14 protein-coding genes are annotated in these 13,686 nt (G+C 35.3%); 2 read left to right on the forward strand and 12 right to left on the reverse strand.

Annotated elements, in window-relative coordinates; all coding sequences use genetic code 11:
* Nucleotides 1–83: 83 nt before the first annotated feature.
* Nucleotides 84–1,709, reverse strand: a complete 1,626-nt coding sequence (locus tag ACE1TG_RS00810; protein WP_375050452.1) for a Na/Pi cotransporter family protein — start codon at nucleotides 1,707–1,709, stop codon at nucleotides 84–86.
* A gap of 325 nt (nucleotides 1,710–2,034) precedes the next feature.
* Complete coding sequence (locus tag ACE1TG_RS00815; protein WP_375050453.1) at nucleotides 2,035–2,670, reverse strand: NfeD family protein; 636 nt, start codon at nucleotides 2,668–2,670, stop codon at nucleotides 2,035–2,037.
* A gap of 75 nt (nucleotides 2,671–2,745) precedes the next feature.
* Here ACE1TG_RS00815 and ACE1TG_RS00820 point away from each other — a divergent pair, with 75 nt between their 5' ends.
* A complete protein-coding gene (locus ACE1TG_RS00820) occupies nucleotides 2,746–3,093 on the forward strand; it encodes a hypothetical protein (RefSeq protein ID WP_375050454.1) in 348 nt (115 codons plus the stop codon).
* A gap of 18 nt (nucleotides 3,094–3,111) precedes the next feature.
* On the opposite strand, the gene ACE1TG_RS00825 is transcribed toward ACE1TG_RS00820, so the two are convergent.
* A complete protein-coding gene (locus ACE1TG_RS00825) occupies nucleotides 3,112–3,549 on the reverse strand; it encodes a hypothetical protein (protein ID WP_375050455.1) in 438 nt (145 codons plus the stop codon).
* A gap of 88 nt (nucleotides 3,550–3,637) precedes the next feature.
* On the reverse strand, nucleotides 3,638–4,348 hold the full coding sequence (locus ACE1TG_RS00830; protein ID WP_375050456.1) for a lytic transglycosylase domain-containing protein: 711 nt from the start codon (nucleotides 4,346–4,348) through the stop codon (nucleotides 3,638–3,640).
* An 87-nt stretch (nucleotides 4,349–4,435) separates the two neighbouring features.
* On the opposite strand from ACE1TG_RS00830, the gene ACE1TG_RS00835 reads away from it, so the two are divergent.
* Nucleotides 4,436–4,720 (forward strand): DUF2624 domain-containing protein, encoded by a 285-nt coding sequence (locus tag ACE1TG_RS00835; RefSeq protein WP_375050457.1) that lies wholly within the window; start codon nucleotides 4,436–4,438, stop codon nucleotides 4,718–4,720.
* A 155-nt stretch (nucleotides 4,721–4,875) separates the two neighbouring features.
* On the opposite strand, the gene ACE1TG_RS00840 is transcribed toward ACE1TG_RS00835, so the two are convergent.
* From ACE1TG_RS00840 to dnaG, 8 genes are all read right to left on the reverse strand, one after another.
* The gene (locus ACE1TG_RS00840; RefSeq protein WP_375050458.1) at nucleotides 4,876–5,769 is read right to left on the reverse strand and encodes a deoxyribonuclease IV; all 894 of its coding nucleotides are present in this window, start codon (nucleotides 5,767–5,769) and stop codon (nucleotides 4,876–4,878) included.
* Between the two features lie 15 nt (nucleotides 5,770–5,784).
* Nucleotides 5,785–7,098: a DEAD/DEAH box helicase gene (locus ACE1TG_RS00845; RefSeq protein ID WP_375050459.1), complete on the reverse strand. Its 1,314-nt coding sequence runs from the start codon at nucleotides 7,096–7,098 to the stop codon at nucleotides 5,785–5,787.
* A 179-nt stretch (nucleotides 7,099–7,277) separates the two neighbouring features.
* Complete coding sequence (locus ACE1TG_RS00850; RefSeq protein ID WP_375050460.1) at nucleotides 7,278–8,393, reverse strand: Nif3-like dinuclear metal center hexameric protein; 1,116 nt, start codon at nucleotides 8,391–8,393, stop codon at nucleotides 7,278–7,280.
* Nucleotides 8,368–9,099: a tRNA (adenine(22)-N(1))-methyltransferase gene (locus ACE1TG_RS00855; RefSeq protein ID WP_375050461.1), complete on the reverse strand. Its 732-nt coding sequence runs from the start codon at nucleotides 9,097–9,099 to the stop codon at nucleotides 8,368–8,370. The genes ACE1TG_RS00850 and ACE1TG_RS00855 overlap by 26 nt, the downstream gene beginning before the upstream one ends.
* Nucleotides 9,100–9,214: 115 nt before the next feature.
* Nucleotides 9,215–9,598, reverse strand: coding sequence for a cytochrome c550 (gene cccA / locus ACE1TG_RS00860; RefSeq protein WP_375050462.1), 384 nt, complete (start codon nucleotides 9,596–9,598; stop codon nucleotides 9,215–9,217).
* Nucleotides 9,599–9,679: 81 nt separating this feature from the next.
* Nucleotides 9,680–10,240, reverse strand: a complete 561-nt coding sequence (locus tag ACE1TG_RS00865) for a hypothetical protein (RefSeq protein WP_375050463.1) — start codon at nucleotides 10,238–10,240, stop codon at nucleotides 9,680–9,682.
* A 182-nt stretch (nucleotides 10,241–10,422) separates the two neighbouring features.
* Nucleotides 10,423–11,544, reverse strand: a complete 1,122-nt coding sequence (rpoD, locus tag ACE1TG_RS00870; protein WP_375050464.1) for an RNA polymerase sigma factor RpoD — start codon at nucleotides 11,542–11,544, stop codon at nucleotides 10,423–10,425.
* A gap of 30 nt (nucleotides 11,545–11,574) precedes the next feature.
* Nucleotides 11,575–13,389, reverse strand: coding sequence for a DNA primase (gene dnaG, locus ACE1TG_RS00875; RefSeq protein WP_483887888.1), 1,815 nt, complete (start codon nucleotides 13,387–13,389; stop codon nucleotides 11,575–11,577).
* Between the last annotated feature and the right edge of the window lie 297 nt (nucleotides 13,390–13,686).

A 13,686-nucleotide genomic window follows, 5' to 3' on the forward strand; every position in this document is an offset into this window, starting at 1 on the left:
GCACCAATAAATACTATAGCATTTTTTGTGGAGGTTTTCAATAAAAATTTAAAGAGATGCCTCAGCACCTCTTTAAATTACTACTATTCACCTAATACCTCTTCAGCAATGTTTACTGCATGGTCACCGATTCGCTCTAGGTTACTAATGATATCAACAAATACGATGCCTGCTGAGCCACTGCATAAACCCTCATTCATACGAATAATATGCTTTTTGCGATAAGTTCTTTCCATTTTGTCAATCTGATCCTCTTTTTGGACTACCGCTAGTGCTTCTTCACGATCCATTTTATCAAGTGCTTCCACTGCTTGTTTAATTGTTAAAATGGTTAAATCAAACATATTATTTAAATCCTCTTCCGCTTGCTCTGTTAGGTAAACTTTATTTGAAATTTTATAGTCAATTAATTCTAAAATATTTTCAAAATGATCACCAACCCGTTCAATATCACGAACAGAATCAATTAATGCTGTGTGCGTCGCGCTTTCCAATTCAGACATAGACTCTCCGGATAATTCAACTAAATAATCGGTAATTTTACGATCCAAATTATTTAGTGCTCCTTCTAACTGCATTGCCATTTCTGAATGTTTCTGGTTTTGTGTTGTTAGATATAAATGCGTTTCCTCAAGACCCTTATAAGCATATTCACCCATGTGGATGACTTCTGCTTTTGCCTGATCCAGTGCTAATGAAGATGACTGTTGGATAAATATAGGGTCTAAATGTTTTGGCTTGTACTCAACAATGGTATCTTCCCCTGGAATAATTTTAGTTACAAGCCATGCTAAACCAGCAATAAATGGAAATTGTACTAACGTATTTACCAGGTTAAAGCTACCATGTGCGAAGGCGATAGTCATTTCTGGATTTAAATTAAGACTTGACTGTAAATACAAGACATATTGCGTAAATGCTCCCAATAGAATTAGAAATACTGTTGTACCTACCAAGTTAAATATAACATGTACAAATGCTGCACGTTTAGCAGCGATACTAGTTCCAATTGAAGCAATAACAGCCGTAATGGTAGTTCCAATGTTATCACCAAATAAGACTGGTACTGCTGCTTTTAACTCTATTGCACCTTCAGAAAATAACCCTTGCAGGATACCGATTGTAGCACTCGAACTTTGTACAACGACAGTAAATACCGTACCAATGACAACACCTAAAATAGGGTTTTCACTCATACTTAAGGTTAATTCATGAAATGCCTGGACGCCTTCCAACGGCGACATCGCATCACCCATGAACCTCAAACCTAAAAATAACGCTCCAAAACCAAAAATGGCTTGACCCACATTTTGAACCTTTTGATTTTTAAAGAAAAATAGCAGAAAACAACCAACGGCTATAATTGGCAATGCATAGGCCTCTAGGTCGATACCTATAATAAAGGCAGTTGCAGTCGTACCTATGTTAGCACCCATAATTACGCCAATAGCCTGCCTTAATGTCATAAATCCGGCATTAACCAACCCGACAGTTAATACGGTTGTACCAGAACTGCTTTGAATTAGAATCGTTACCACTATCCCAGCCAATACACCTAGGAAAGGATTGCTGGTTGTTTTGTCAAGTATATTTCGAAGCCTGTCACCAGCAGATTTTTGCAAGCCTTCCCCCATAAACTTAATACCTAACAGGAAAATACCTAGTCCACCGACAAACTCAAATATCAGTTGCTGCACATCGATATCCAAAAATAATTCCACCCTTCAAATCATGTTGAAATCTGTCATATACCTAGTCCATTATTAAAGATAAATTAACCGTTTGTAAAGTAATTATTTAAAACTTAACATAAAATTTACATTAATATTTACATTAAAAATAATGCTATACTTATAATTACCCTAACAAAAGGACTTTCATTCTTTATAGCAGTAGAATCGTTAGTCGATAATTGAGTTCTAACATTTGTCTTGTGAAGCCTTTAAGAACGACAAAATGAGTTTCAATAATTTATTATTATTTATCATCAAAAAATAATACCCATGAATAATGTAAATTCGATGAGTATTACGTTTATGCACGATTTATTTTTTCTACAAGAATTCTCGTACCATCAACATCAACAACCTTTATATAGGTGTTTTTTGGAATCCATTGACCATTTGAGATGGCACTATAGTTTTTATTTTTGATTTGCACCGTTCCAACCGGGCGTAAATTGCTTACTGTTTTACCTTCTTCATTTAATAACTGTTCATATTCCTCATTCATCGAGTTATACCCAGCTTCTTTGGTTAATTGATCTACCAACGTCAGTTTCGACCACATATCCCGTCGTTTAAATACTTTCAAAAAGAATAATGATGAAAACCCACCTAAAAGAACACCAATAACCGCATACATGCCTGCATAAAGGTTTGGTGCAGTTAATGCTACAGCTGTCAGCATACAAGCTAAACCGATTGTTGCAAGTGTTCCATCATTTATTATTTTACCATCAATAATAATAAGTAATAATCCAATTAAATAAACAATAAGCATAATAATAAACGAGCCTGTTTCCAGATAAACTGCAAAATAAACAGTAATAAATCCTAATCCAATCAGTCCGAAAAAACCACGCATATTGACTAACATTTCACCGATAAGGAATAAAGTCCCGAATCCGGTGATAACGAAGCCTATCCAATCTAATGCAAATATATCCATGTGGAATCCTCCTTTTCCCCGTCAGTTATTGTACGATTTAATGGTATGAATTGTTTCAAAAGAGGAGCAAAAAGTATGAATAATATATTAAAAACATTAACATATATTTTAATTGCATTATTATTTATAAGTATGTATAAGGATTTAAGTGTTGGAACCACTTTAACACCCGGAATTAATAATAAACAATCGCAAGAGGAAAAAATATCTAAAACCGAAAATATTACAGCAATGAAAGTGAAAGTTCTTCAAGGAGATACACTTCTTACAATTGCTGAGGAAATAAATCCGCAGTTGTCTAATAATTTAAATGTCAATAAGATTGTAGAAGACTTTAAAGCCTTAAATCCTACAGCAGACCCTGTAGAGTTACAAATAGGTGAATTTTATTCTTTCCCTATATATAAAAGAGAGGCTGACTAAATGTCAGCCTCTCTTTTTTTAAACATATGGAAGAACAAAAAGTGTAATGAGAATGGAAGCAGCACCTGCAATTATTGCAGTATTACCAAGTGTTTCTGCATCACGATTTCTTGATATAAAGCCTACTATAATCCCGGCTCCGCCAAGGATTATTGGCATGATAAAGAATGAGATAATGGATAGTGCTAATGCTACCCATCCAAAAGCACTGTTAGCTTGAGCGCCTTCTTTGGTTTCATCATTTCTAACTGTATCACCTATATCATCTGCTGTCATTTCAGCAGCAAATTCTTCATCATATCTTTTACTGTCTGCAGCTGATGCTTCTGGTTCATCTGTTGTATGCGGAGGCTGACCGCTTAAATTTGTTCCTACCATATCCATATTACGTGTTTCTGGTTGTTCTTCCTTGTTTAGGTCATCTTCCACATTGTTCTTACGGGTAAATTCATCCATATTTTAGACCTCTCTTTCCTGTAAATGAGGTGCGTTCATAGTTTATGGATAACTTGAGCAATATAGTGATGGTAGTTACTGGTAACAATTATTTTGCTCTTGTAAATTGCTTATACTCTTCAGCATTATTCTTAATTTCACGGGCATACCAGCTTCTTGCATTTCCGTTTTTATCCATATATTCTTTAAGTCCGCCTATTCCTCGATGATACGCAGTTAGTGCTTTATCCCAATCACCATATTGCTTATTTAAAAAATCCAGATATACAAAAGTTAAATGGATGGAATAATACGGATTGAATAGTAGTTTTTCATTGTATGGTATCCCTGACATCTCAGCAATCCAAGGTGCAGTATTCTTCATAAATTGCCCCATTCCATATGCTTTACCATAATTAGTTTCAGGCCCCACAAGATTAGGATCAAACGTATTTCCTGTTTCAACTTTTAGTAATTCATAAGCTATATATGGACTTATATCAAATGATTTCGCCTCTTGAACTAAATAAATAGCCCAGGACTTTTTAAACTTGCCGTCACTGTCCTCAACCAATTTATTAGCTTTTTTATTTACATTAGTCCATGCATAATAACTATTTTTTTTAGCATCAAGTAACTTTTCTGAATTTAAGTAATCATTTTCGATACTTAATTTTTGATTCTTGGCTTCCAAATGGTTATTACTAGAAACTAATTGTTTATTTTCTTGCAGGTATGAATAAGATATAACAGTAAAAATAATGCTAATACATACGAATACTATAAATTGTTTGAATAATTGTGAATGATGTTGGTCCATTACTGCCTCCTATATTTTATGGATAAAGTAAATTTTTTTAATGCGTTTGCATATAGTAAACCAGTATTCTTTTTAAGGAGTATGCAAATGTCAAAGTTAATTAAAGATTTAGCCATCAAAAAAATGAAACAGCTCTCACCAGAAGAACTGCTCCATTACAGTGATCAAAATGGGATTTATATCACGCGTATACAAGCTAAACAGATTATATCCTATCTCCAAAATCATTCCGTAGATCCATTTAATGAATCAGGAAGGCATAGAATGTTACAGGAATTGTCGCGAATCACTGATCAGGAAACTGCAAAAAAGTCAGAAAAACTATTTCAGCAACTTATAAGAACTTATGGGCTTGACCACTTATTCAATTAATTCCCTAATTTTTAGTTTTCTAAACCAAGGCTCATTTCGTAAATTTATATTTATCAACCTTCCCAGTTGGATTCTATGTTAGCTACACCAGTCTTTACTGAAGCAGTTTAAATTAAAAAAGGGAATGACGTTTAAGTTGTCATTCCCTTTCGAGTTTACTGATTAACTATTTTTTCTTTTAAGTCGGAAATAAAACTGCCTTTCTTTATCATGTCAATTTCAAACTTATATGGAGGCTTTTTATTCTTCTTATCCTCACCGACAAAAGGTGTTTCCAATATCTTGGGTAACTGCTTCAATTGCGGATGATGAATAACATGTTGCAATGCTTCAAATCCTATATGGCCAAAACCTATATTTTCATGACGATCTTTATGTGCCCCTTGTTCATTCTTACTGTCATTAACATGGATAACCTTTAACCGATCAATACCTATTATCTTATCAAATTCATTTAAAACACCATCAAAATCATTCACAACATTGTATCCAGCGTCATGTATGTGACATGTATCCATACAGACAGATAGCTTTTCATTATGTGTAACACCATCGAAAATTTGAGCTAATTCTTCAAAGGTACTACCAACCTCTGATCCTTTACCGGCCATTGTTTCTAATGCAATTTGCACATCTTTATCTTTTTCAAGAACTTCATTTAAACCTTCGATTATTCTTCTTATACCTTTATCTGCTCCTTCACCAACATGTGATCCTGGGTGAAGGACAATTTGTTTGGCTCCAATTGCTGCGGTACGATCGATTTCATTTCGCAAAAACGTTACACCTAGGTCAAATGTCTCCTTTTTAACTGTATTACCTATGTTGATTATATATGGAGCGTGAACAACGATGTCCTCTATTCCATTTTCCTTCATGTGTTCTCTTCCAGCTGTAATATTAAGCTCTTCAATAGCTTTTCTTCTAGTATTTTGTGGTGCACCAGTATAAATCATAAAAGTATTAGAACCATATGATACTGCTTGTTCACTTGAGCCTAATAACATTTTCTTCCCACTCATCGAAACGTGTGATCCAATTTTTAGCAATTACTCCACCTCAATTTATTTTTTCTTTTTATTAGTTTTTTTTACCATCTGTTTTTTTATATTTTCCTGTTGTCTCTTCATCTTCTTCTTATAGCCCGGCTTAACTTTTTTAGTCTTTTTAACCTGTTTCCAGGCTTGTGAATCAATATCAGTATTTGTCTTGGTGCGTAGTTCTCGTTCATTCCAGGATTTCGCTTCTTTCCATTCCCCATTCTTTATGTCGAAAAATGTGAACGACAGGCCTTTTTGCTCCAGTTTTTGAATTATCTTTAGATCGTGTTCAGCATATAAACTGATTGCTGTACCTTCCATCCCCGCACGAGCTGTTCGTCCTACACGATGAACATAAAAATCCTCTTCCTTGGGTAATTGAGCGTTTATAACATGACTTACGCCTTTTATATCAATTCCACGTGAAGCAAGATCTGTTGCAACAATATATTGATATCGAAGACTTTGGATGTCCTTTAGTACTCGTTTACGTTCCCTGGGCTTTAAACCGCCATGTATAAGCCCTACATCAAGTCCTTTTTGCTGCAAAGAAGATGCAAGTTCATTAGCAATATCTTTACCATTTGTAAAAATAATCGCCAGATAGGGCTGTATCGTTTTGGAAATTTCTATAATAACATCGGTTTCATCCCTGTGTTTTAAAGCAATTAATCGATGATCCATCGTTTCAGGCGAAAGTTGATCATCAATCTTTACATGTAAAGGATTCTCCAGGTACTTTCTGAAGAAATGTTCTAATCGCTGCGGAATAGTTGCTGAAAACACAAGTAATTGAACGTCTTTTTTTGCTCGAATCAGTAATTGATCAACATCATTAATAAAACCTAAATCAAGCATAAGATCTGCTTCATCGATAACAAACGACTTTGCAGAATATAAAGAAAGGGCGTCTTCTTTGGCTAAATCCAATATTCTGCCTGGCGTACCAATGACAATGTGTGGCGGTTCCTTTAGTTTCTCCATCATTTTTTGCTTGTCTGTTCCACCAACAAGTAACTTGGCATTCCATATCTCTTTCTTTCCTGCATAATGAATAATCTTTTTAACTTCTTCATTTAACTGCATTGCAAGTTCTCGGGTCGGAGCAGTAATAACAAACTGTACTTCGCGTTTACTGGCATCTATCTGATTAAATAAAGGTAATAAATAGGCATGTGTTTTTCCAGATCCTGTATGGGATTGTCCTACAACACTAGTACCTTTAAGTATTGCTGGTATCACCTTCTGCTGTATTTCAGTTGGTTGTTTAAATCCCAAATGGTCAATTATATCTGACAATACGGGTTGAAATGCAAACTGTTTAAAATTATTTTCCATATAATAATACTCCTTTTTGATAAGAAACAATCATCCAATAGCTTAGAAAACCACTTTTACCCTTACAGTCGTTTGATAAAAGCGATTGTTGATTAGATGGCCAAAATTATAATCAGTAATTTTTAACTGCCAAAAATATGACTAGTACCTAATTATAATGCAGTCTGCACTTTTATGCATTAGATAAACTGAAATGGTTCAGTATTTGAGTTGGACAGAATAACTTCTATGTTCTTATTATCAAGACGATTTTCCAGATATCTCTTAGTTCCTTCTTTCATTACTTTTTCTACATGATGTCCAGGATCAATAACAGATAATCCCATTTGCCAAGCATCCTGGGCTGTGTGAAATGTCATATCACCTGTTATATATACATCTGCTCCCATCTCCTTAGCTGTAGCAATAAATTTTTCACCACTGCCACCTAAAACAGCTACTTTCCTTACCTTCTTAGTTAAATCACCGGTTACACGCAGCGATGGAACTTTAAGTGCATGTTTTACTTGCTCCGAAAAATCTCGTAAAGTTAATCCTTTATCTAATGTTCCAATACGTCCAATACCATTAGTTTGTCCTGTGTTACGAAGTGGCATTAAATCATAGGCAGCTTCTTCGTATGGATGTGCATTTATCATTGCTTCAATCACACGTGCTAATTTAGGCTGTGGTATAATTGACTCAACCTTAACTTCATCCACATATGCTAAATGGTTAGCTGAACCGATATACGGGTTTGTTCCTTCCTGTGGCATAAATGTTCCTTTACCCTCTGTTTGAAATGTACAATGACTATAATCCCCAATATGCCCGGCTCCATTTTCACTCATAGCATCTCGCACTTCGTTTAAATGTGTCTTTGGTACAAATACAGCAATTTTCACAAGCTCCTCTTGATAGGTCTGTTGTAATACTTCTGTTCGGTTTATATTAAGCAATTCACAAAGCATATCATTTACGCCACCTACAGCAATATCAAGGTTTGTGTGAGAAGCATAGACAGAAATATTATGCTGTATTAACTTCTGAATAATTCGGCCTTGAGATGTGTCTACATTAACTTGTTTTACCGATTTAAACAATAGTGGATGATGTGCAATTATTAAGTCAACATCTTTTTCTATTGCTTCATCCACTACAGATTCCAGGACATCCAATGTAACCATAATCTTGGTTACTTGATTATTGAACGATCCAACCTGCAATCCAACATTATCCCAATCGTATGCCAAATTCGTTGGTGCCCATTTCTCCATGATCTGAAAAATATCACTGTTTCGAGTTGACGTTTCCATCTTTTAAAACCTCCTGTACCCAAGACAATTCTTTTTCAAATTCGCTAATTTTATCCTGATTTTGTTCTTTTGCCTTCTTCATTTCATCGATAACTCTGATTCGCTTCGAAAGCTCATTTTTCCATTTTTTAATAAATATTTCTGTTTTATGTTCTATTAACAATGGCCCGAATAATAGCTGTTCTTGCAATAGATCCGTTTTATACGGACTTTTAGCGGCCTCTCTGTCCGCTATAATTATTTCGTAAATATGCCCATTTTCCTCTAGTATTTCCTCAGATGTAATGGTGTAATTGTTTTTATAAAACCATTCACGTACATTTCGTTCATTTACATTGGGCTGTACGATAATTCGTTGCACACTTTGTAATCTATCTTTTCCTTCTTCGAGAATGGATGTTATAAGCGAACCACCCATACCCGCAATAACAAGAACATTTACTTCCCCTTGCCTTAAAACCTGTAACCCATCACCTAACCGAACTTGTACTCTGGATGATAAATCATATTTATTGACTGTCTCAAGAGCACTTTTAAAAGGTCCTTCTTTTACTTCTCCTGCAATCGCATGTGCTTTACTGTCATATAAACAAACGTAACATGGTAAATACGCATGATCGGATCCGATATCGGCAAAAAAGGCACCCTCCGTAACATAAGCTGCAACGGTGCTCAATCGTTCAGAAAGTTTAATTGTGTTGTTCATTATTTTCTCCTTTATTTATTATTGACACACGGCCAATAGCATAAAAGAGCAAGCCTTCTGCATGATATCAGTCAGCTTACTCTTTTAGCATGATAAACTATAAGTATCCTAAATTCTACTTTTGTTCTGAAAGCCACTTTGCAACTGCATCGGCTTTTTTACCTTGTAATAAACCACCGGGCATTCCAGACTCAGGAAATCCTGTTTTGATGATTTCTCTAATTTCTTTTTGGGAATACTTACTTCCCACTTTATTTAGTGCAGGTCCTGCACCTCCGGAAAGGTCTGCACCATGACAGCTGGCACAAGTGTTTTCAAAAATTTTAGAAGGGTCACTAGTAGTTTCTCCCTCTTGTGACTGTTCCGTACTTTCGCCACCATTTTTCTCTTTTTCTTCGATAGTCTGACGTTGATCCAGGCCAACAAACGATATAACAACTACTAAGAGTATCCCTATTACAGCAATAGTTGCATAAGGGATGACTGGGTTCTTCTTCATCGTAGTTCCTCCTTATGTAATCCCCTTAATCTCTATTTTGTTTCAAAAGCTATATATATTTTACTCGAAAAACAAATTTGTTTAAAGGGATAAGATGTGAAAGTTTTGTAAAACAATATATAAAATGACAAATATTATACCTAATATGCTAACAATTTTCAGATACTTTATGTTGTGTTGCCGTCTGAAAAAGTACCATGAAAGCACGTTTAAAATTATCACAAATTGAAGTAGCCATTGATTATCAGTAAATAATGTACTTATATATACTGTCATTAAAAGCAGCAGCAACAGAAATGTAACTATAGAAAGATGATAGTAGATAGAAAACTTTCGGCTATAGACTCTAGTCATCCGATAGGAAAATGCTACAAACAAAAGTAAAATACTTACTTGTAGTAAAACAGGAAATTCGATAAAATAAATAACTAAGAAAGCAAATGGCAACAATAAGCTTAGCAGAGTCACTTGAATTGCACTTACGATATTTATTTTATTTTCCCGGATTATTTCTTCTTCACCAGTACCCTCACCATTAGTATATAAAGCCAAAAGAAAATCACAATACACATCAGGTAGCAAATTATGTTCTTTCCAATAATGGATTTCTTCAATAACTGTTGCGATTCGTCTTTCGGACATAAGAATCACCCCGGTGCAGCTATTACCTGAAACTTAATTCATGTTTAATAATAATGCGGGACAGTCATTGCACATTAGAAAACTCGGCATATTGCCAAGCTTTCATGGCGATGGCCTTAGTTGCAATTATGCAGTGAGACATTCTTTACTGCCAGTGACTTGTGCTCAATGACTGAAATGCCTTATTCCAAAAAATCTTTTAATCGTTTACTGCGACTAGGGTGTCTTAGCTTCCGCAGGGCTTTAGCTTCAATTTGACGAATTCGTTCTCTTGTCACACCAAACACTTTTCCAACTTCCTCCAGTGTCCTGGTTCGTCCATCATCTAAACCAAAACGTAAACGTAAAACGTTCTCTTCCCGGTCAGTGAGTGTATCCAGAACATCTTCCAGTTGTTCCTTTAATAATTCATATGCAGCATGATCTGACGGAGAAACCGCCTCTTGATCTTCAATAAAATCACCTAAATGGGAATCATCTTCTTCCCCGATTGGTGTTTCAAGTGAAACAGGTTCCTGTGCTATCTTTAGAATATCACGAACTTTGTCAGGAGAAAGTTCCATTTCTTTCCCTATTTCTTCTGGTGTTGGTTCTCTGCCAAGGTCCTGTAACAACTGGCGCTGTACGCGAATTAGTTTGTTAATTGTTTCCACCATATGGACTGGAATCCGAATAGTTCTCGCTTGGTCAGCAATCGCTCTTGTAATTGCTTGGCGAATCCACCACGTCGCATAGGTACTAAACTTAAACCCTTTACGATAATCGAACTTCTCAACAGCTTTGATAAGACCCATATTACCTTCCTGAATTAAATCAAGAAACAGCATACCTCGGCCAACATACCGTTTTGCTATACTAACAACCAGTCGCAAGTTAGCCTCAGCCAGACGCCTTTTTGCCTCTTCTTCACTATTTTCGATTCGATGAGCTAGATCAATTTCTTCAGCAGCTGATAGCAAATCCACTCTCCCTATTTCTTTTAAATACATTCTAACAGGGTCATTTATCTTTATACCGAGTGGAACACTTAAATCATTTAAATCAAATTCTTCTTCTTTTGCAATTTGCTGCATTTTAGGATCTTCTTCAGAATCACCAATAACCTCTACACCTTGCTCTGCTAGGTACCCATAAAATTCATCCATCTGCTCTGATTCAATCTCGAAGTTAGATAAACGATCAGCAACTTCTTCATAAGCCAGTGCTCCGCGCTTTTTCCCTATTTCAAGCAATTGATCTTTCGCTTGATCCAGTGTTAGTTCATTTTCATTTTCTTTTGTTTGTGAAGGCTTATTTTCGGCCATGAGTCCCCCTCCTTCCAACTACATTCAATTTCAATTTGACTTCTTCAGCTGCCTCTGCAATTCAATGATTTCCATTGCAATTTTTGCAGCTTTGATTGGATCATTTTGCTGTTCGGCTAATTTTTGCTCTTCTTTTAGTGTATGAATACTATCTTTACTGCTATTTTCAGCACGAATTATCCGAATATAATCATTGATTTCCTTGTCACTTATATCTTCAAGTACAGGAATCATTGCATACTCTGTAACCAATCGTTTTAATTTGTCATCATTCAACATTTCAATAAACATGCTGACATCGGCTTGATGACCTTCCTCATAAAATGCATATAAATGTGTAGCAATTATTTTATGCTCATCAATATTAAAGGATGCACCTATTTCCTCCTGCACTTTATCAGTAATAGAAGTGTCTTGCAACATATATGCAATAAGCTGTCTTTCGGCATTATGAAAAGCCGGTAGTAATTTTTTTGTTTGTTGAAATTGTGATGCCCTATTAGTATATCTTTTCTTTTCTCTCTTATCCTTACCATTACCCATCTTTTGCCGATGACTCTGGATTTCTTGTGTTAAGGATTCCATTGTTACATTATATTCATTACTGATTTCCTTTAGGTAATATTCCCGTTCAACAGAACTGTCAATCATTGCAATCTGTTTAAGAACACTTTCTATATATTGAATGCGATCTCCTTCCAGACTAAGGTTAAAGTCCTTTTTCAGATAACGCATATAAAAACTCGTAAACGTATAACTTGCTTTAATTACTTCATCCTTAAAAGCAGCAGCACCAAATTCGTAAATAAAACTATCTGGATCCATGTTTTCTCTTAAATTTGCTATTTTTACATGACATCCTACCTTCTGTAACAAAACAGCAGCTTTGTATGTTGCTTCAGTACCCGCATTATCAGCGTCATAACAGATAATCACTGTATCAACATAGCGCCTTAAAAGTTTTGCTTGTGACTCTGTAAGCGAAGTTCCTAATGTAGCGACAGCATTTTTTACCCCCGCCTGATATGCAGAGATAACATCCATGTATCCTTCAAACAAAACAGCTTCATTTTGTTTACGAATGTTTTTTTTTGCTAAGTCAAAATTGTATAAGATGCGTCCTTTTTGAAACAATTCGCTTTCGGAGCTATTCAAATATTTTGGCTCCTGATCACCAATTGTTCGACCACCAAAACCGATAGCTTTTCCTAAGTGGTTCCGAATTGGAAAGATAACTCTGCCTCGAAACCGGTCTGTTACACTATGGTCATCATTTAGAGAAAGTAAACCAGCTTTAACAAGTATCTGTTGATGAAAACCTTTTTTCTGAAGAAACTCAGCTGTAAAATCTTTTACATTTGGTGCAAAACCTAGTTGGAAAACATCAATCGTTTCATCAGTGATACCGCGATCTTTAAAGTATTGATATCCTTCTTTCCCATCTTTCGTATATCGTAATAAGTGATGGTAAAGTTTCGTTATCCATTCATAAGCAGATAGTATATTCTGATTTTCTTCCGACATGGACGTTTCATTATTCATCCCTGTATCAGGTAAGTCTACTCCACTTCTATCGGCAAGAAACTTTAGTGCCTCATAAAAAGAGTAGTCCTCCATCTCCATCAAAAACGTCAGTACATTTCCACCTTTACCACAACCAAAACAGTGAAAGATCTGCTTCTCCTGGGTTACCGAAAATGACGGAGTGTTTTCACCATGAAATGGACATAGCCCGAAGAAGTTTCTTCCTTGTTTTTTTAATTGAACATATTCACCAATGACATCAACAATATCATTAGATTTTCGTACTTCTTCTATTACCTCTTCTGGTACTTGATTTGGCAAATTTACCACCATGCTTTAATATAATTCGATATTTGTTAAGAAAATCCTTCATGATTCGACAATATTTTTTTAGAAAGTCGAAAAAATTTCCTTCCATGAAGTATAAGACTTAGAAGGATTTGTTTAACTTGTTGTATTATTGTACCTCTAGACAGGCTTCTGTAAACCTTTAGTCGAACTTTTGAAATGCCCATACACTGTATTTCTACATTATTGAGTAGTATTCCTTCCTATATCTTAATGTTTTATTTTTCTGAATACGTCAATCGGTTACAATGCATGCTTATTATTTTATTT

Source organism: Virgibacillus sp. JSM 102003 (assembly GCF_041949995.1).
Classification (GTDB): domain Bacteria; phylum Bacillota; class Bacilli; order Bacillales; family Amphibacillaceae; genus Lentibacillus.